The following is an 18,471-nucleotide window of genomic DNA, read 5'->3' as shown; positions in this document are numbered from 1 at the left end:
CCCGCCCTACCTCCCGTCCCGCCCACGACCGCCGTTCACACCGTGACCACCTCGACGCCCTCCGCGGTGAAGGCCCGGGCCAGTGGTGGGGCGAGGCCGGTGTCCGTCACCAGGACGTCCACCGCCGAGGTCGGGCAGATGCGGGCAAAGGCGCGGACGCCCAGTTTGCTGGAGTCCGCAGCCACGACCACCCGGCGGGCGCGCTCGCACAGGAGGCGGTTGATCGAGGCCTCGTCCTCGTGCCGGGTGGCCGCACCGTCCCGTGGGTCGAAGCCGTCCACGCCGAGTACCGCGGTGTCCACCGAGAGCTGCCCGAGCACCTCTTCGGCGAGCGGCCCCGTCAGCTCGTACGACTGCGGGCGTGCGACGCCACCCGTCAGTACGATCTTGAACTGCGGCCGGATCACCAGTTCGCCCGCGATGTTGAGGGCGTTGGTCACCACGGTGAGCGCAGGCGAGCCCTGGGCCAGGTCCGGCCGTCCGGCCAGGGCGCGCGCCACCTCCGTGGTCGTGGTGCCGCCCGTCAGGCCGATCACCTCGCCCGGGGCGACCAGCGCCGCCACGGCCTCGCTGATCCGGCTCTTCTCGGCAGCGCGCCGTGACGTCCGGTAGCGCAGGGGGAGTTCGTAGCTGACCCCGTGCAGCACGGCCCCGCCACGGGTGCGGACCAGCAGTTGCTGCTCGGCGAGCTGGTCGAGGTCTCGGCGGATGGTCGCCGCGGACACCCCGAGGGCCTCGGCGGCCGGGTCCACCTCCAGCTCGCCCCGTTCCACCAACAGGTCCAGCAGCGCCTGCCAGCGCTCCTTGCGGGTCATCGGTCGCCCCCTTCCGCGCTCGTCCCGTGGCCCCCGACGGGCCACCTGGCGACACTAACCCAGTCGAACACCCCGTGTTTGCTTGAAGTTGCGCGAAACTGCCCGATATCTTGCAGGAAAACGCATTCAGACCCACCTTTCGCACGAGGGAGCCTGTATGAGTCACATCGCGCACGAGTTGGGCACGCAGCCGACGTGCTGGGCACGGGCCGCCGAACTGGCCCCGGCCCGGCGGGCGGTGCTGCCGCAGCCGGGGGAGCGTACCGCGATCATCGGATGCGGCACCTCGTACTACATGGCCCAGTCGGCCGCCGTGTTGCGCGAAGAGTCGGGCCAGGGGGAGACCGATGCCTTCCCCGCCTCGGAGTTCCCGCGTCACCGCCGCTACGACCGGGTCGTCGCGCTCACCCGCTCCGGCACCACCACCGAGGTGCTGGAGCTGCTGGCCGCACTGCGCGACACGGGCGTGCCCACGACCGCCGTCATCGGCGATCCCGCGACCCCGGTGATGACGCTCGCGGACGAGCTCGTCGTCCTCGACTTCGCCGACGAACGGTCCGTCGTGCAGACCCGGTTCGCGACCACCGCCCTCACGCTGCTGCGCGCCCACCTCGGGCTGCACCGTCCGCAGGCCGTCGCCGACGCCCGCACCGCCCTCGGCGAACCGCTTCCCGCGGAGCTCGACGACCGGGGGCAGTTCACCTTTCTCGGCCGCGGGTGGAGCGTCGGACTCGCACACGAGGCGGCCCTGAAGATGCGCGAGGCCGCGCTCGCCTGGGCCGAGTCGTACCCGGCGATGGAGTACCGGCACGGGCCGGTCAGCATCTCCGGGCCCGGCACCGCCACCTGGTCGCTCGACGAGGCACCCGAGGGCCTCGCCGAGCAGGTGCGCGGGACCGGCGGCCAGTGGGTGGCCGGGCGGCTGGACCCGCTCGCCGAGTTGGTCCGCGTGCACCGCCTCGCCCTCGCCGTGGCCCTCCGGCGCGGGCTGGATCCCGACGCGCCGCGCAACCTGACGCGCTCGGTGATCCTCGGCACCGGCGAGGAGGCGGTCCGATGACCCTCGTCTGCGCGGGCGAGCTCGTCCGGGACGCGGCCGGCGCGGGCCGTGCCGTCGCCGCCTTCAACATCATCACGCTGGAGCACGCCGAAGCGGTCGTCGCCGGCGCCGAAGCGGCCGGACTGCCAGTCATCCTGCAACTCAGCGAGAACGCGGTGAAGTTCCGCGACGGGCGGCTGCTGCCGATCTCCAAGGCCGCCATCGCCTGCGCGGAGGCCGCCGCGGTCCCGGTCGGCCTGCACCTCGACCACGTCAAGAGCCCCGAGCTGCTGCGGCAGGCCTGCGACGCGGGATACAGCTCGGTGATGTACGACGCGGCGCAGCTCCCGTACGCCGAGAACCTGGAGGCCACCCGCTCGGCGGCCGACTGGGCGCACGCCAACGGGCTCTGGATCGAGGCCGAACTGGGCGAGGTCGGCGGCAAGAACGGCGCCGCGCCGCTGGACCCGCACGCACCCGGTGCCCGTACCGATCCCGACGAGGCGCGGCGGTTCGTGGCCGACTCCGGGGTCGACGCACTGGCCGTCGCCATCGGCAGCAGCCATGCGATGACCAGCCGGACCGCGGCTCTCGACCACGCCCTGCTGGCCAGGCTGGCCAAGGCGGTGGACGTACCGCTCGTCTTGCACGGCTCGTCCGGACTGCCGGACTCCGAGCTGGCGGCGGCCGTCGCAGGCGGCATCCGCAAGGTCAACATCGGCACCGCGCTGAACCTGGCCATGACCGAAGCCATCCGCACCCATCTGACCCCGGCGGATCCCCGGCCGTACCTGACGGCGGCCCGCGCGGCGATGGCGGCGACGGCCGCGGCTATGATCGGCGCCCTGAACTGAGGGGAACCGGAGGGCCGTCGTGGACGAACAGCGGGGTCGGCCGGGACGGCCGGCGCAGCGGGGACGCACCAGCCGCAGACGCTTCCTGCTGATCGGCGGAGTCGCGCTGCTGGCCGTGGGCGCGGGTACGGCCTACGTGATGCGGCCCGGGCCGGCCCGGCCCGGGTTCCAGGTGCGCACCGACCTGGAACCCCTGAACGCGCGCTTCGGCCCCTCCGTGGGGACGCTGGGCGATGCGCACTGGCTCGGCTACGACATCGACGAGGAGCCCGGTTCGGCCGAGAGCCGGACCGTCCCGGGCCCCGACTCGCGGATCCGCCTGGTCGGCGTCGCCCGCCTGGCGGCCGGCGGGGCGGCGGCGATCACGGGCAGGGCGGAGTACGCCTTCTCGCCCGCGGCCACGCCGTCCGCGCTGCCCGCCGAGCTGGTCCCGTACGCGCCGGCCGGTGCGGCCTGGCAGCACAGCCCGCGGTTCGACGCATACGCCAACCGTGCGGAGGCGGAGGGGAGTCCGTCGGGGGAGTACCTCTTCGACGCGGGCCTGGACCTCGTCCGCTTCGATCTCCTGTACCTCCGCACCTGAGCGCCCGAACCCCGACGGGCGGACGGCTGGGGGTCAGAGCCCCACGGCCCCGTCGATCCGCTCGCGCAGCAGGTCCGCGTGGCCGTTGTGCCGGGCGTACTCCTCGACCATGTGGATCAGGACCCAGCGCAGGGACACCCGGCCCCGCCACGCGTCGTCGGCCTCGACGTCGAGGTGGGGCGCCTCGGCGACGAAGCGTTCCGCGAAGGCCACTTCGCGGCGCCAGACCTCCCAGGCCTCCTCGACCGCGGCGGGGTCGTCGGCCAGGGCGCCGTCGAAGTCACCGTCCGGGTCGTCGGGTGAGGAGAAGCGGGGCGGGGCGTCCTGACCGGCCAGGACCTTCCGGAACCAGCGGCGCTCCACATCGGCCATGTGCCGGACCAGTCCCAGCAAGGACAGGGTGGACGGTTCCGCCGAACGCCGAGCCAACTCATCGTCCAGGCCGGCGCACTTCAACTCCAGGGTCGTCCGATGGTCCGCCAGGAAGGCCGCCGGCATGGGCCGTTCCTCGCCGGTCGCGGGGCTTGCGAAGCGGTGGTCGCGCTCGGGGTCGACGAAGAATTCCGCTCTGCTGCGTGGCGCCGTCATGGTCGAGCGTATGGCCGCCGGAGCCGGACGGCCGGTACGCGGGTCCTTCCGAATTCTTGCAACAGGTTCTAATCTGACCGCCGCCACACGCCATCAGGCCATCACGCCATCACGGCGAACCGGCTGGACCGCGAGATTCCCGGAGGGGCCGTGCACCTCGAATACACGCCTGAGCAGCAGCAGTTGCGCACAGAGCTGCGCGCCTACTTCGCCGAGCTGGTCCCCGAGGACGTCTACGCCCGCTACGAGGATCCGGCTGCCCAGAAGCGGTTCTACCGGGACACCATCCGCAGGCTCGGTGCCGACGGCTGGCTGGGTGTCGGCTGGCCGAAGGAGTACGGGGGCCGCGGGATGACCCCGATGGACCAGTTCATCTTCTTCGACGAGGCCGCCCAGGCCGTCGTACCGCTTCCCCTGATGGCTCTCAACACGGTCGGTCCCACCCTCATGCAGTTCGGCACGGACGAGCAGAAGGCCTACTTCCTCCCCGGGATCCTCGCCGGGGAGATCGACTTCGCCATCGGCTACAGCGAGCCCGATGCCGGCACCGACCTCGCAGCGCTCAGGTGCAAGGCCGTGCGCGAGGGCGACGAGGAGACCGGCACCTACGTCGTCAACGGGCAGAAGATCTGGACCACCAACGGCGACACCGCCGACTGGGTCTGGCTCGCCGTCCGCACCGATCCGGACGCCCCCGCGCACCAGGGCATCACCATGCTGCTCGTCCCGACCTCGGACCCCGGCTACTCCTGCACCCTCATCAACACCCTCGCGTCCCACGACACCACGGCCAGCTACTACGAGGACATCCGCGTCCCCGCCTCCCGCCGCGTCGGCCGGGAGAACAAGGGCTGGCGCCTGATCACCAACCAGCTCAACCACGAGCGCGTCACCCTGGCCGCACACGGCACCATGGCCATCAGGGCCCTGCACGACGTCCAGCGCTGGGCCGCGTCGGCGAAGCTCGCCGACGGCCGCCGGGTCATCGACCTGTCCTGGGTCCGCGGGCGGCTCGCCCGCACCCACGCCCGCCTCGACGCGATGAAGCTGCTCAACTGGCAGATGGTGAACGCGGTCGAGGCCGGCACCCTCACCCCGCAGGACGCCTCCGCGGTCAAGGTGTACGGCTCGGAGGCCCGCCGTGACGCGTACGCCTGGCTGATGGAGGTCGTCGGCGCCGCCGGCCCCCTCAAGGACGGTTCGGCCGGCGCCGTCCTCCACGGCGAGCTCGAACGCGGCTACCGCAGCGCGGTCATCTTCACCTTCGGCGGCGGCAACAACGAGATCCAGCGCGAGATCATCTCGTGGATCGGCCTGGGCATGCCCCGCGTCCGGCGCTGAAGCCCTGTGACGAGGCTTTTTAGTTGGCACAAAAGCGGGATAGTTGGCGCCAGCTGAAATTGTTGGCCAAGCGAGCAGTAGTTTGACGAGCCGGCTGCCCGAGGTGCCTGACCTGCTACGTTCTGTGAATTGATGAGGTTCGGGCGTACCGTGCGTCGCGGTTCCTGCTTGCTGATCGCGTGTACGGAACCGCAGAGGGTCAGATTTTGGTCGCAGGCAGTCCCAGGCTGGGTTGCGCAGCGGTCCAGACGTGGCTGCTAGTGAATTTGTTGATGATCTATCGCTCGGCACGCGGACTGGGAGTCTTCACGTTGAGGTCTGCGGCGGAGAGGATGTCGTCGATATTGATCTTGAGGTCGGTCTCATGGTCGCAGGCACGCGCCAACTGTGCCGCGTAGGCATCAAGGCGCCTACGGAGTCGGAGCCGGGCGCCGCGCATGTCGTCCCGTTGGAGAACGGAGACTTCTTTGCTGAGGAAGGTGATGTCCCTGATTTCGAGCTCGGCTTTGCGGATGACAGGGCTGTGCAATGGCTCGCCCTGAGTGGCGCCGGCCCACGCGAGAGCGGTTCCGATGTCAGGGTCACCCTGCTCGTGAAGCCTGCGGAGGCGAGGGATCCCGCTGGTCAGGAGGTGCCACTCTCCACTCGGCATGCGCCACTCGGCCAGGCCCCGGCGGCGGCTCGCGTAGTTGATCAGTTCGTCGGAGACATCGAGGTGGTCTGCGATCTGGTCGACTCGGCGGTCGAACTCCGGCCACAGCTTTACGGGTTCGAAGCGCTTGGCAAGGCTGGAGAGGAGCTTGCCAGCCATCTTCGGAGTCAGGCCGAGAGCCTCGGCGCAACGATGCCAGGCGAGTCCGGTGGCGAGTTTTGCCAGTTGGAGAGAGATGGCTCGGCGCAGCGCGCGCTCTCTGGGCTGTTGATCTTTTGGCATGTGGTCGAGGAAGCCGTCGAAGTACGTGTCGAACCAGAGTTTCGGCAGGTAGGCGGGGACCTCCTCAACCGAGTACCGGTGCTTCCGGGATGGTGTCCGCAGGCTGCGGTGCCCGTGGGTGCTGTAACTCTTCGTCGCCAGGGCCTGCGCGAAGCGAGGAGAGATGTCGAGCGACCGGGCGATCTGGCCGTAGTACATCGGGGCACGGGACCGGACGGTTTGGACCAACGGCCGAACCCCTTGGCGGAGAGATGTCTGGTCCTGGTCGCCGAGCAACGTGTCGGCTGCCAGCAGTAGCGCTGCTCGTTGCGTGGTGTCCTCAGGGGCTGCACGGGCGCCGGTGCGCCGGGAGGGTAGGCCCGTGGCTTGGCCGGCTTGGATCAGTTCGGCGATTGGTGCAGCATGCTCGTCGAAGCGTGTCTGCAGGTAGCCGGAGGGGATGAGGTCTGCAGCTGCTGGCCAGCTGAGAGTGATCAGGTGTGCGGCCAAAACCATGTCATCGAAGTACGAGGTGCCGTCCGGATCTTGGTGGTCACCGAAGAGACGTTGGTCGATGCGCTGCTGGAGAGCGAGCAGTTGGCCGAGATCGGAAGCGATTGGTCCGGTCGGCGGCTCCGAGGCATGTTCTAGGCGGGCACCGCAGCGGCCGTCTTCTCGAGCCTTGGAGGTCGCGTCCTGGGCGCGATTGCGGCATTGCAGTGAATGCATTTGCGTGCCCGGACTGGTGATCAGGTTGAAGCGTCCCGAGCTGGAGGTATTGAGCTGCCGTCGGCAGCTTGGGCAAACCGATTCGAGCAGTCGGTGGTGCTGGGGACAGATGAAGGTCACGGGCAGATACCACTGGAGCTTCCACGGGCCGCCCCCTGCCTGTTGGATCGCGCTCCCGTTCCCGCCCAGGCATGGGGGCAGTAGCGCGGTGAGAACTCCATGGCCCAGTGGGCACTGAGCATCGTAGTCGTACGGTGCGGGGTTCGATATGCGGTTCGCAGGGGCGGATAGCGAGACTTGAACCGTCTCAGAGTCAGCGCGTTGACCTCGGCGAGGTCGAGCCTTGTGGCCTGGGCAAAGCGCTGTGCCGTAGGGCCTGGGAGCTCCTGCAGGAGCCGGGTTGGAATGCGGGTGTTATGTACTGAGTGTTCCGCAAGGCTGCATCGGACTGCGAGCCGACTGGGCGGGATCTCGAGTCGGCTGGAGAGCCGCAGGAGGAAGCCAGGCAGGGATTCCTCCTGCAACGGGGTCAGGCTTCGCGCCAAGGGGCGGAAGGTCACAGAGGGGAACACTCCAGCCGGTACGAGAGGCGCAAGAGGAAGCCGGGCAGGGACTCCTCCGGTAAAGGTGCGAGGCTGCGGGCGAGTTCGCGATGCCGGTCGGGTACGTCTGTCACGATGACAACCTTGGTGCTGATGGTGTGTGTCTTCAAGGAGCGTAGTGCGGGGCGGGGGCGAGCGTGATCGCAATGCCCTGAATTCGCTCGTTCTGGGGGCCTTCAGGGCGCTTGTCTACCCGACGGCCGGGGAGGTCCCGACGCCGGACTGTAGTCAGTCCTTCCCCTGAGTCGTCTGGTTTGTCTGGCGGGTGACCCACGACAGCCCGCCGAGGTCGAGGCGTTGCCGCGCTCGGGTCACGGCGACGTATGCCAGGCGGGCCTCGCTCTCGTCGATCGAGGGTGGGGCCGACTGGGTGTGGTTGTGGTCGGGTTCGTCGTCGGTCGGGGGTTCGAAGTCGTCGGCGATCCTCACCGAGGCCCATTCCCTCCCCTTGGCCTTGTGCGCGGTCGACACCGCAACCTGTGCGGCTTCCTCGGGTACGAGGCGGGCGACGGCTGCCAGAATGGCGTCGGGGCCGTGGGTGTCCACGAGATCGACGAAGGGTTGCAGATCGCGGCCATTGGGGTCGTACGCGGCGTATTCCTGCAGGTCGTGCCACGTGGTGAAGAGCAGGAGTTCGGGGTGGTGGGATCGGCGGCCCTGCTTGAGGTCGCGCGCAGCCGTGGCCAGGGCCTGAAGCCCCTGGCCACCTCCCACTAGGGCCACGCGGAGGCCGGCTGACATCAGCTGCATCACCTGGGCCATGGCGCCGACATTCGTGCGGCACAGCACCGCGTCCGGGCGGATGACGGGGCCGAGCTCGGTGGTGATGGTGTCGGTGCCGGTCAGGCGCAGGGGAGCGTCGGCGAGCGTGAGCCACCGGTTGGCTTCGGTGGCCAGGCGGGGGCCGAAGCGGAAGGACTGGGTGAGGGTGAGGCGGGTGCCGTCGAAGCCGGTCATGACGTCCCTGGCGCCGCGCCAGTGGTAGATGGCCTGGGCGGAGTCGCCGACCATGACCAGCTGAGCGTGATCGCGTTGTGCCAGGAACACCTGCTCGACGACAGGGTTCGTGTCCTGTGCCTCGTCGAGGAGGAGGAAGTCGGCCTCGATCCGTGGCTGGGTGAGGGCCCAGATCTTGAGGTAGTGGTCATGGTCGAAGCGGACGACGCCTTCGTCAACGTACTGAAGATCCCGCCACGCCTTGCGGGCGAACGGGACGAGGAATTCTGAGAGTTCGGCATGGTGGTCGGGGTCGTCCAGGCCGCGGAGCTGGGGTACATGGTGGTGACCGATGGTGTACTCGGCGGTGTGGCAGAAGCGAGTGACGGTGCGCAGGGCGGCGTTGGACAGGGTGCGTTGCGAGATGTCGCGGTCGCCGATGCGGAGGGAGTCGGACAGGCCGAGGTCGCACCCGGTTCGCCAGGCGGGCCGGCGTGGGGAGTTCAGGCGGCGTGTATAGCGGTGGCCAACGGCGGCGTAGGCGAGAGCGTGGGCGGTTTTGCAGGTGATGGTCGCGGGGAAGCGGGCGCGGGCGTCGTCGGCGATGGCGCGGTTGAAGGCGAGGTAGCGCCCGCGACGCTGGGTGGAGCGGGCGAGCAGCGCGAGCGTGGTGGTCTTGCCGGTGCCAGCGCCGGCTTGCAGCGCCAGGTGGTCGCCGGCGTGGAAAGCGTCGGCGGCAGCGGCTTGCTCGTCAGTGGGGTTCAAGAAGGGTGTCCTTGTACTGGGGCGGGCATGGTGCGTCGGTCGGCCGGCGATGCAACAGGAGGGGAGGAGCAGTCGACGGCGGCCGCGTCAAAGGGCGGAGTGGTCGATGAGGCTTCAGGTCTCCGGTGAGGCGGGCACTGACCCAGGCAGGTGCGTGTGGATGTGGGCATGGTGGAGGAGAGGGTCGAAGACCCGCCATCCGGCCAGAGCGAGGTCGGGGGCGGTGCTCGTAGCCATATGGGCGGGGCAGCGCTGCGCTCGCCATCGCAGCTGCTCCGCGTACGGTGCACGGTTCAGGCTGTACAGGACCAAGTGCTCCGAGGGCAGGGCGAGGCGCCCCTTGTCCGACAAGACGGTGGTCAAGGTCCAGGAGCCGCTCGGGGCGGCCGGATCCAGGACCGGGTGGGGGCAGCGGTGGCCCCGGCGGGTCTGGGACACGCACCGCAGCGCATCGAGGGGCCGCTCGGCGAGGTAGCGGATGTAGAGGATCTCCACGATCGGCAGGACCAAGCGCTCGGCCGACTGCTTCGACGTCGGGCATGTGACAGGGGGCTGCGGGGTGAAGAGCCCCGCGTCGATCCGTCGGCGGGTGAGCACTCCCAGGCGGCGACGCAATTCCGTCAGAGCAGGGGTGAGGCCGATGTCCGGAGTGCGTCGGGGGCAGACAGTGGCGTGCGGGACACGACACCACGGGGCGTCGGCGCCGCGGTAGGCGACGCCGCCGCTCAGATACCAGCGGCAGGCGATGGGGACGGGACGGATGGGCAGCTCGTGGGGATGCAGGCCGATCGGTCGGTGATTGGCGCGCGGATGCCAGTCGACGAGGTTGCCGCATTCCTGGCACTCACTGCTCTGTCCCCGACGCAGGAGGCGGCTGGGGCTGGAGGTATCGACGCACAGGCGGCGGCGAGGGGGCTTGGTGACGCGGCTGCCGTCCCAGCGGCGGGCGAAGTGGTGCGGTTGCATGGCGAGCAACGTGCCAGGTGGCGCGCCGTGATCCAGCGCAGCGGCCACCGTAGGTCATGCGGATGGCCCTATCGATTGCGACAGGCGTACGAAGCGAGGTGCGGACGTTCGAGACCGGATCGCCGTTCGGGTGAATCACGGGAGGGGCCTGGGGCGGGCTGCCTCGTGCGAGGGAGTCGATCACGACTCTTCGGCGTGAGGCGGTTCGTGCCCGTCGCAGAGTGGCTCCAGCATCTGGTCGATCGGGAGGCCGAAGGCGTGAGCCAGGGCATGCCACGTGGTGATCTTTCCAGTGGTGCGGCCATGCTCGAGGTCGATGAGGGTGCGCCGCGCGAGGCCGCTGCGATGGGCCAGCTCGTCGAAAGTCCACCCGCGCTCATCCCTCATCCGCGCGAGCTGGATGCGCAGGGCGTCGAGGTTGGGGTCGGGAGGGAAGATCGTCACCCCACCATCCGATGGTGCAGACCCCTGCCCCGTCAGTGCAGAGTTCTGCACTATTTGCTAGGGAAGGGGTGATGTTCGCCGGGGCGCCGAGTCGATCTCGTGCTGCGCCCCAGTTCCCCCGTGCCTTGCAAGGCCGAGCCCTGGACAAGAGGAGTACGGGAGCGATGAGGCTCTCCCTGCACGCTGTGGTCCCTCGGGTGTGGACCGTGGAGTTGCGGTCGGGTGTGGGTGGTCCGCGGCTCATGTGCCCGCGCTGCGGGCCCCGGACCGCCCCGGAGCAGGCGGCCGCGGCTCAGTCCGCCGCCCTGCGGCATCTCGCTGCACATGCGCGTGGTGATGCGCTCGCCGGGCACCTGCGCACCTGTCAGTGCCGACAGCGGGAGTGCCGCTGGCATCCCCGGCACCGCGGCTGCGCCGGCCCCATCAGGCTGGTGCTGTCGCGCGACACGACTGGGCGCAACTGGCGGCTGGCTGACTCCTGCACCGCCTGCGCGCACGCGACGCCTCGCGCGGCCGTGGTCCCCGAAGCCGTCACAGCGGTGGCCGTACCCGGGGAACGTGCTGGCCGCGGCGGAGCGGGAGCGCAAGCGGCCGCGCCGCCCCCCGGGCCGTCGTCGGCCACCCGGGTGCGGGAGATGCTCGCGTACCTGGCCGCTGCCCTTCCGGCGTGCACGAGCGCCGCAGCCCGCTTGGCTGCGGTGCAATGCGCCCTCCGTGCCGACTCCGGCGGGCGCGTTCTGCTCTCGGGCGGCATCGCGAGAAGCATGCGGCTGGGGCATCTTCCTGTCATCTGGGAGGAGTTGGAACAGGCCGCCTGGTTGCGCCCCGTTCCTTCGGCGCAGGGTGCCCGCCGTTTCGACCTTCTCGACCCCGCCGTGCTCACACAGGTTCCCGGCCGTGGATCTCGTGCCCAGGCGGCCGACTGGGCCCTGCGCCAGACCTGTCGTGCGACGGTCCGGCGGCAACGAGCCGTCGCTCGCCTGGTGGCACTGCAGGTTGCCGCGCATACCGATGATCAGGGCCGGGGCAGCATCGAAGTCGCTCACCTGACCCGTACGGCAGGTCTCTCCTCCGTGGCCGCGGCTACGCTGCTCGACCGGCTCGCCACGGCGGGAGCGATCGGCCGCTGGAGGCTCGACACGGCAACCGATGAGATCTGCTGGGCTTCGGGAGCGGGCCCTGGCTGGGGTGGCGCCGTTGGCTGACCGCCAGCGCGTTCATCAGGAGGGGAGATTGCGAGTCGGGTCAGGTGAAGTGCAGTGCGGCAGCCTGCCGGTCGCAGGCGGCAGAAAGGAGGTCAGAGTACGTTTCGAGACGGTGCAGGAGCTCGCGTTTGCCACCCTTGCAGTTGGCTGGGGTTCGGAGCTGGTTGATCGACGCGACCAGGCGCTGGGTGCTGCAGCCTGAATCCCTCAGTGTGCCGAGTACGGGGCTGTGAAGGTGATCGCCCTGGGTGACCTGGGCCCAGATCAGCACGGTCGCGGTATTACGGGTGGGAGAGGTGGTCCCCTGGCGGAACTGCTCGAGGCCGCGGCACAGTTCGGCCCAGTCATCAGTCGGAACCTGCCAGGAGGAAAGAAGCTCCCGGCGGCGCCTGTAGTGAACACGATCCGTGCGCCAGTCCAATTGGCTGGCCACACTTTCGACGCACCGTTCAAAGTCCGGCCACAGGTCCCGTGAATTCAACTCCTGCCTGATGACTTTGAGGGACTGCTGTGCAGCGTTCCACGGGATGCCGAGGGCCTTCGCGCAATCAGGCCAGGTGCCGCCGCCGCTCATCTCCGCGAGCTTGAGTGCAGAAACGCGCCGCAGGTGCCGCACCTTCCAATCGGTGAGGTGCACCCAGAGTGACAACAGGTCGCCGAAGTGAGCGGAGAGCCACTCCTGCGGCAGGAGAGCTGGCACATTCTCGATCCGGAAGCGGCTCTCGCGTGAGGGCAAGCTCTGTCGCGCGTGCCGATGGCCGCCGGCCCGGTAGAACCCCTGGTCGTGGCACAGCAGGGAACGTGCCATCGAGGAGGAGACGTCCATGCGTCGCAAAGAGGCGCCGATGCTGGCTGGATGACGGCTGAACGCGGAGGCAGCGAGCGGCCGGACATGATCGGTCATCCCGGCGTCATCGCGCTCCTCGTGACGGAGGAGGCTGTCGGCGGCCACGAGCACCGCCGCGCACTCGGCTGGGTCCTCGGGGGCATCCCAAGCGATGGGCGTGCGTCCGTCGGGCTCAGGAGTGCGGCGGCGAGCGACAGTCGAGGTGACGTGGCGGTCGATCAGGTCGGCCATCGACGTTGAGGACGCGTATCGCGCACCATCCGGCCAACTGAGCCGGATGAGATGTGCAGCGACGATGAGATCGGGAAAGAAGTAGGGATCCGGGGTGGGCTGGCCTGCATCATCGTCGGATCGACCAAGCATCAGACGCTGATCAATGCGGCGCTGCAGGGCAAGCAGCAGGGACAGATCGACCTCGGGCATGAGCTCGGCCCGGTGATTGTGGTCCAGGCGGGCAGCGCAGGGAGCGGCCCGAGTGCCGTGAACATCAGGTACAAGGCGCCGGCATTGAGCCGGGTGCAACCCGCTCGTGGTGCGGTGCGTGATCAGCCCTTGGCGCTCTGTATTCGTCGGCCGATTGGGTGTACCCCGACAACTCGGGCACGTATGGCGGAGCAGGGTGCGGTGCGCGACGCAGGCGTACGAGACAGGAAGATGCCATCGCAGTTTCCAGGGACCGCCATAGAGATTCTGGACGGGACTTCCGTCACCGGAAAGACAGGCGGCGCAGTATCGACTGGAAACGCTGGCAGCCCACGACTTCCGCGCGGCCGTGGTATTGCGGCTGCCGTCCATCCGAACCGACGTCAGGGGTGGATAGACGGCGGCAAGGGACGAAAGAGTCAGGGCGTTGGCCTCCTCCACGTTCAAGCGGGTGGCCGTGGCAAACGGCCCGACCCGCGCGGCGGGCAGCGCGAGTAGGTACTCGCCTGGGAGCCGATTTTGACGATGAACGAGCCCGCACAGACGTGCAACCCTGGCTGGCGATCGCTCCATGCGGTACGCCAGCCGCAGGAGCAGGCCGGGTAGCGATTCCTCGTGGAGCGGACTGAGAGCGCGGGCCAGCGGCCGGGCTGCCACCTCCGTCAGCCCGCCTCGCCGGCCGCGGCGGGTCCGTCATCATCGAAGACGGTGTTGCGGCCCTTCGGCTTCTTCTTCCCATCGGTGGGCTTGTGCGGCGGGATCTTGGGCTGCTCGCCGGACTCCGCGTCCAGGTCGGGCATGTCGCCGGGGGTGACGGTGAACTGGTTGAACAGCTCCTTCGTCAGCCGCTCGCTCTTGTCCTCGATGGCCCGCCGGCAGCCGTGCTGGATGAGCTTCTCCAGCACGCCGACCACGCCGCCGGTGCGGTTGAACAGGTACTCGGGCATGTCGCCTCCGGTCAGCATCCCCTCGGTGTCGTTCAGCAACCGCAGGTGCCTCTCCAAGCGGGAAAGATGATCCAGCCAGGCGGCCATCTCCGGTCCGTCCGTGTAGCGGAACGGGTCGAGGTCCACGATCTGGAAGCGCCGCTCGTGCTGGCCGGCGGCGTGATCGTTCGGGCTGCGGCCGCGGTCCTTGATCGGTTGGTAGATCCATTCCAGGGTCTTCGGGTCGCGACGGCCCTCGCGCAGCAGACCGGAGGTGGGGATGCCGACGCCGACGAGAATGAGCGTGACGGGCATGCTCATCATTTCGCGGATCAGGTCGAGGACGTCCTGGTCGGCTTCCCGATGGAGCTTGAGGCGGGTGATGTCGTCGATGACGAGCGCCCTGGTGGCGTGCTCGACGATGGCCGTCTTGACGGTGCGTACCAGATCCTCCAGACGCATGCCCTTGTAGTCCTCGCCGTAGAAGTCGAGGATGCGCTGGCAGGTGGAGATCGGGGTGGCCTTGACCGGGCAGCGTACGTAGGCGACGGGGGCGACCAGGTCGCGGGTGCCAGGCATGGCGTCCGGGTTCATGTAGTTGTTCAGGGCCATCCACGTCTCTTCGAAGACGGCCAATGCCTCGCACACCGTCTCGGTCTTGCCCTGGGCGCCGTCGCCGTTGACCATGATGCCGCCGCGTGTGCAGGCCTTGTGGCTGAACGCGCCGTCCTCGACGCGGGCCAGCACAGCGTCGGCGACGCCCTCGCTCATCGGAGTCACGTCGATGGGCAGACTGCTGTGGGTGGCGAGCCGGTGCAGGTTGTAAAGGCGCTGCTGGCGCTTTGACTTGAGGGCGAACTCAGCCGCCGTCAGCACGGGCGCGGGGACGAAGACATTGCGGGTCGCGCACCAGCGCCGCCAGCCCTCCCAAGTCGTGCGGTCGATGGGCGGGCCAGGGAGGAAGGAGGGACCGTCGTACGGAGGATTCACTGGCTGACCTCTTCCTCGGCTGCGGCCGCTGCCGCCGCACTGGTCTCGTCTGTGTCGTCGTCGAAGTCGTCGTCGGGCAGCGCCAGCAGGCTGGTGGCGCGCAGCCGCTCGGACAGGTCCTGTGGTGGCGGGGTCGGGCGTTCGGGGACGGCGATTTCACGGCGTCGGCGACGCTCGTTGGTGACCGCGTCCTGACTTTGCTCGGCGCGCTCACGCCAGCGCAGCGGGACGACCTTGCCATCGTCCGAGCCCGTGCGCGCCGCGGGCACGGCGGCGGGCGTCGGCTGGACCGCGGTGGTGTCGGTGGGGCGGTCGGCCGCGGCTGCCGCGGCCTGCGTCACTTCGCGGGCGTGCTCGGCGCGCTGCTTCTTAGTCAGTCGAGTCGGCCACTGCTCGATGGGGATCTTCCCGCCGATCACCTCGAGGAGGACCGGCAGGAGCTCCTTGTCCGACTTCGGCGCCAGCCCGCGCTTGCGCAGTTCACGCATCGCCTCACGGACGCGGGCATCGCTGAAAGCGGGGAACTGTCCTTCCTCGGGCAGACCCACCCAGCGCAAGGTGTGCCAGTCGTGCGTCAGCGGATCCTGGAAGAATACGAAACACGGATCGCGCGGGTCCCGGCGGATGATGTAGCGGTTCTTGGCTTTGCCGCCGCGCCGGGAGAGCTCCCCGCGGTACGCGTCCAGGGCCTCGCCGTCGTACCAAAGGTTCTTGATCTTCACGCCGCGCTTGCCGTGGATCATGACCTGGTGGCTGGGCAGGAGCTGGTAGTACAGCTCGGGCGAGGGGATCCGCAAAGCGAAGCCGCCTTGCATCATGGAGGCGGCGAACAGGCTGTTCGGGCTGTGGTCGCCGCCTGGGTCCCAGCTCGGCGCGTAGGAGTCGAAGCGACGGTTCTGCCAGATCCTCACGATCCAGGTGGCGATGATGTGTTCCATCTCCGCCACAGTCAGGCAGGCGTCAGCCTCGGGGTCGACGCCGCGGTCGGCAGTGTCCACGCCCTGGTAGCCGAGCAGGAGAGCGAACAGCAGCGAACGGATGGCGCCGAACGCGCGCTCCACAGCCTTCTTGTCGGTGGGGCGCAGCACCCGGCTCGGTTTGATGTTCGTGCCGAGGACCCGCTGGACCTCGACCAGGTGGTGGTTGCGGTAGACGGAGCCGTGGTCGGTGGTGACCGTCTCCGGGGCGAAGAACGGCAACCCGGCCACCTCGTGTCCGGCGAAGTCTGCCACCACCGTGCCTGGGATGCCCGGGTAGGCCCACTGCATGTCCTCGCCCCAGTCCGGGCGCATGGGCAGCGGCATTGTCATGTCCCGCAGCACCATCGCCACGTCGATCGAGGAGTCGGAGATCAGGCTGAGTCGGAACGCCACGATCGAATGCGTGTACACGTCGAGTGCCAGCGTGAAATGTACGGAGACGGGATCGCCGAACACGTCCTCCAGTACCTTCACGGGCAGCACGGTGGTGTCCAGGGCCACCACCTGCCCGGGTCTGTGCACCACCACATGCCGACCCGTCGCGTGCTTCTGCGCCATGGCCGCCGAGCGTGCGTAGCGTTGTCGGCCGCCGCTGGAGCCGAACCAGTCCCGCCACACCTGGCGTAGCACGTCGTAGCTGGGAACCTTGGTCTGCTCGCCGAAAACCTCCCGTACGTACTGGTGGATGAGGCGCTCGCGGTCCCGCGCCGTCAGCTTCGCCCGCCGCAGGCTCTCATCACGTACGGCGAACAGAGCCTCGCGCACCTCCGTGGTGATCCGGTGCCCGGTCGCCTCCCGCAGCCACCGGTCGTCCGCGAGGCCGATCGGCCCGAGCCTGCGCCGTGCTACGTCCCAGCGCACCAGCGTCCGCGCGCTCACCTTGTGCAGGGCCAGCGACTTCGCCAGCGCAGGATCCGTGGCCCTCGCCCTGCGCAGCTCGGCCTCCTTCGCCTTGCGGCGCTGCGTCAGCGTCGTGGTCTCCGGGTCGTACTGCGGGAGAGGCTCGTGCGGCAGCACGGCGTCCGGATCACCACTGCGGTAGCCGGTCTCGACCTCCTGGATGTGCTCCAACCGCCGCATCACGTGTTCTTGCTGAACCGGCAGGAGGTCTGCCATCGACTTCGGCTGGCGGCCCCGGCTGGCAGCCGGGAGATCCTTGCGGGTCCGGGAGGACGGCCGGCAACCGGGGCGGTGGATCAGCTCGCTCAGCTGCACCTTCCACGGCGCGCCCTCGTCGCCGATCAGTGTCACGCGGCCCAGATGCGGCAGGCACGTTTCGACCCGCCACACCTCACCATCGATGATCAGCTCGGTGCCAGGCTCCAGTACCCATGTCGATGCCGTCCCATTACTCACGACCGCGCCCCGCGAAGCTCTGCGGGTGCGAGCCGGATCAGGCTCGCGTCCCCGTACGGTACGGAGAGGTCCGCACCGAGGTCTCTGCGCCACAGCAAGTGCAGGGCATGGGCCCTGGCCACTGCGGGAATGGGGCACCGCTCGACCAAGTCCCGCAACGGAAGAGGTCCTTGGGAGGCAGCCGCACACAGCTGGCCCTGTATGTCGAGCACATTGGCCAACGGCCGGCGCTCGGCGGAGAACGCGTCCACCGCCTCCCACACGTGCCGACGCCAGCCGGTCACCACGCCGTAGCGCCATCCGGCGGCCAGCGCGGCCTCGAACGTCGCGGCGAACTTCAGCGCGTCCTCGGGGCGAATCCGACCAGCCGGCCGCACATCGATCACGAACGGACCGCAGTCGGTGAGCAGCAGGTAGTCCGGGGTGTGATCCACCCGCTTGCCGCCCGCGTAGAAACGAAGCCGGAACGGCTGCGAGAGCGCCTCACGCAGCCCGGCCGCGAAGTCGGCGACCAGGAGGAGACACTCCTCCTCGAAGCTCTCAAAACCGTGATGCCTACGCGTCGACACCATGTACTCGAGCCCCGGCCGGTGGTACTGGTCGGTCCGCCAAGTGAACCGACGCACCGGCACCGTGCGTGAAACATCCACCTCATTGAGGTCTCGCACCGAGTACGTGGCGGCAGCGCCCCGCCCGAACTTCCACCTCGTCGTCCAGCGCGCGGCCCACCGTTCGTCCAGGTCCAGCTGGTACGCGTACTCGGTGAATCCCCGATGCAGGAATGCCAGATCCTCCAGGCGACAGGAGTCGGACCAGGTATCCCTCTGTGACTCTTCCGGCACCCGGCGGATGGAACTCGGCTCGGAATCCCTCATATGCACGTCGAGCGCTCCTCAGCAGATCGAGCACGGCCGCGAAGACCAACCATGACGCTACGGTGAGCGGCGCCCACCGCTCGAGCCGATCAGCGCCCTTCACACGCACGAGTGATTCCGCATCGACGACACCACCGCGGCCTGCACGACCGCTGGTGGAGCACCCCCACGGGGAAGTGGCCGTTGGCAGCAAGGTGAAGCGGGAGGGGGTGGCGGTAAGGAGCCCCTTGCCGTGTTTTCTGGATCCATTCCCCGGAGAATCCCAGCCGAAATTGCTCCTTCGCTTGGTGTTCC

The 18,471-nt window shown here is 69.0% G+C and carries 16 protein-coding genes and 1 pseudogene; 5 read left to right on the top strand and 12 right to left on the bottom strand.

The annotated features are described in order from the left end of the window. Positions 1-35: 35 nt before the first annotated feature. A complete protein-coding gene (locus R4Z63_RS02415) occupies positions 36-815 on the bottom strand; it encodes a DeoR/GlpR family DNA-binding transcription regulator (protein WP_037921921.1) in 780 nt (259 codons plus the stop codon). Positions 816-972: 157 nt separating this feature from the next. Here R4Z63_RS02415 and R4Z63_RS02410 point away from each other — a divergent pair, with 157 nt between their 5' ends. From R4Z63_RS02410 to R4Z63_RS02400, 3 genes are read left to right on the top strand one after another with little or no spacing between them, the layout of a single operon-like run. Next, positions 973-1,875 (top strand): SIS domain-containing protein, encoded by a 903-nt coding sequence (locus tag R4Z63_RS02410; protein ID WP_037921924.1) that lies wholly within the window; start codon positions 973-975, stop codon positions 1,873-1,875. Then, complete coding sequence (locus R4Z63_RS02405) at positions 1,872-2,708, top strand: class II fructose-bisphosphate aldolase (RefSeq protein WP_384444814.1); 837 nt, start codon at positions 1,872-1,874, stop codon at positions 2,706-2,708. Before R4Z63_RS02410 ends, R4Z63_RS02405 begins: the two co-directional genes overlap by 4 nt. A gap of 19 nt (positions 2,709-2,727) precedes the next feature. Further along, a complete protein-coding gene (locus R4Z63_RS02400; protein WP_384444812.1) occupies positions 2,728-3,291 on the top strand; it encodes a hypothetical protein in 564 nt (187 codons plus the stop codon). Positions 3,292-3,324: 33 nt separating this feature from the next. Here the strand turns inward: R4Z63_RS02400 and R4Z63_RS02395 are convergent, their stop codons facing one another. Beyond that, complete coding sequence (locus R4Z63_RS02395) at positions 3,325-3,879, bottom strand: DinB family protein (RefSeq protein ID WP_384444810.1); 555 nt, start codon at positions 3,877-3,879, stop codon at positions 3,325-3,327. 150 nt (positions 3,880-4,029) lie between these two features. On the opposite strand from R4Z63_RS02395, the gene R4Z63_RS02390 reads away from it, so the two are divergent. Further along, positions 4,030-5,220 (top strand): acyl-CoA dehydrogenase family protein, encoded by a 1,191-nt coding sequence (locus tag R4Z63_RS02390; RefSeq protein ID WP_037921932.1) that lies wholly within the window; start codon positions 4,030-4,032, stop codon positions 5,218-5,220. Positions 5,221-5,497: 277 nt separating this feature from the next. Here R4Z63_RS02390 and R4Z63_RS02385 read toward each other — a convergent pair whose 3' ends face one another. The 5 genes from R4Z63_RS02385 to R4Z63_RS02365 form a co-directional block, all read right to left on the bottom strand. After that, positions 5,498-6,982 (bottom strand): hypothetical protein, encoded by a 1,485-nt coding sequence (locus tag R4Z63_RS02385; RefSeq protein WP_384444807.1) that lies wholly within the window; start codon positions 6,980-6,982, stop codon positions 5,498-5,500. Then, positions 6,979-7,422 (bottom strand): TniQ family protein, encoded by a 444-nt coding sequence (locus R4Z63_RS02380; protein ID WP_384444805.1) that lies wholly within the window; start codon positions 7,420-7,422, stop codon positions 6,979-6,981. Before R4Z63_RS02380 ends, R4Z63_RS02385 begins: the two co-directional genes overlap by 4 nt. 270 nt (positions 7,423-7,692) lie before the next feature. Next, on the bottom strand, positions 7,693-9,165 hold the full coding sequence (locus R4Z63_RS02375) for a UvrD-helicase domain-containing protein (protein WP_384444803.1): 1,473 nt from the start codon (positions 9,163-9,165) through the stop codon (positions 7,693-7,695). Positions 9,166-9,279: 114 nt separating this feature from the next. Beyond that, positions 9,280-10,131 carry a DUF6083 domain-containing protein gene (locus R4Z63_RS02370; RefSeq protein WP_384444801.1) on the bottom strand — a complete coding sequence of 284 codons (852 nt, stop codon included), beginning with the start codon at positions 10,129-10,131 and terminating at the stop codon, positions 9,280-9,282. 180 nt (positions 10,132-10,311) lie between these two features. Then, positions 10,312-10,575, bottom strand: a complete 264-nt coding sequence (locus R4Z63_RS02365) for a helix-turn-helix transcriptional regulator (protein ID WP_384444799.1) — start codon at positions 10,573-10,575, stop codon at positions 10,312-10,314. Positions 10,576-11,210: 635 nt separating this feature from the next. Between R4Z63_RS02365 and R4Z63_RS02360 the strand changes: the two genes are divergently transcribed. Further along, entirely contained in the window at positions 11,211-11,780 is a 570-nt protein-coding gene (locus R4Z63_RS02360; protein ID WP_384444797.1) for a hypothetical protein, read from the top strand. Positions 11,781-11,820: 40 nt separating this feature from the next. Here R4Z63_RS02360 and R4Z63_RS02355 read toward each other — a convergent pair whose 3' ends face one another. From R4Z63_RS02355 to R4Z63_RS02335, 5 genes and pseudogenes are all read right to left on the bottom strand, one after another. Further along, positions 11,821-13,050 (bottom strand): hypothetical protein, encoded by a 1,230-nt coding sequence (locus tag R4Z63_RS02355; protein ID WP_384445022.1) that lies wholly within the window; start codon positions 13,048-13,050, stop codon positions 11,821-11,823. A 201-nt stretch (positions 13,051-13,251) separates the two neighbouring features. After that, positions 13,252-13,707 (bottom strand): annotated as a pseudogene (locus tag R4Z63_RS02350) (TniQ family protein); the annotation flags it as partial. A gap of 5 nt (positions 13,708-13,712) precedes the next feature. Then, positions 13,713-14,966, bottom strand: a complete 1,254-nt coding sequence (locus R4Z63_RS02345; protein ID WP_384444795.1) for an AAA family ATPase — start codon at positions 14,964-14,966, stop codon at positions 13,713-13,715. After that, entirely contained in the window at positions 14,963-17,302 is a 2,340-nt protein-coding gene (locus R4Z63_RS02340; protein ID WP_384444793.1) for a transposase, read from the bottom strand. Before R4Z63_RS02340 ends, R4Z63_RS02345 begins: the two co-directional genes overlap by 4 nt. Next, complete coding sequence (locus R4Z63_RS02335; protein WP_384444791.1) at positions 17,299-18,144, bottom strand: TnsA-like heteromeric transposase endonuclease subunit; 846 nt, start codon at positions 18,142-18,144, stop codon at positions 17,299-17,301. Before R4Z63_RS02335 ends, R4Z63_RS02340 begins: the two co-directional genes overlap by 4 nt. Positions 18,145-18,471: the final 327 nt, after the last annotated feature.

The sequence above is a fragment of the Streptomyces sp. PL-29 genome (assembly GCF_058344425.1).
The sequence above is the reverse complement of the archived record's forward strand: the minus strand, read 5'-3'. Positions and strand labels throughout refer to the sequence as shown.

Coding starts and splice junctions, on each gene's coding strand:
- R4Z63_RS02415 (WP_037921921.1), bottom strand. CDS start 815: ATGACCCGCAAGGAGCGCTGGCAGGCGCTGCTGGACCTGTTGGTGGAA.
- R4Z63_RS02410 (WP_037921924.1), top strand. CDS start 973: ATGAGTCACATCGCGCACGAGTTGGGCACGCAGCCGACGTGCTGGGCA.
- R4Z63_RS02405 (WP_384444814.1), top strand. CDS start 1,872: ATGACCCTCGTCTGCGCGGGCGAGCTCGTCCGGGACGCGGCCGGCGCG.
- R4Z63_RS02395 (WP_384444810.1), bottom strand. CDS start 3,879: ATGACGGCGCCACGCAGCAGAGCGGAATTCTTCGTCGACCCCGAGCGC.
- R4Z63_RS02370 (WP_384444801.1), bottom strand. CDS start 10,131: ATGCAACCGCACCACTTCGCCCGCCGCTGGGACGGCAGCCGCGTCACC.
- R4Z63_RS02360 (WP_384444797.1), top strand. CDS start 11,211: ATGCTCGCGTACCTGGCCGCTGCCCTTCCGGCGTGCACGAGCGCCGCA.
- R4Z63_RS02355 (WP_384445022.1), bottom strand. CDS start 13,050: ATGCCCGAGGTCGATCTGTCCCTGCTGCTTGCCCTGCAGCGCCGCATT.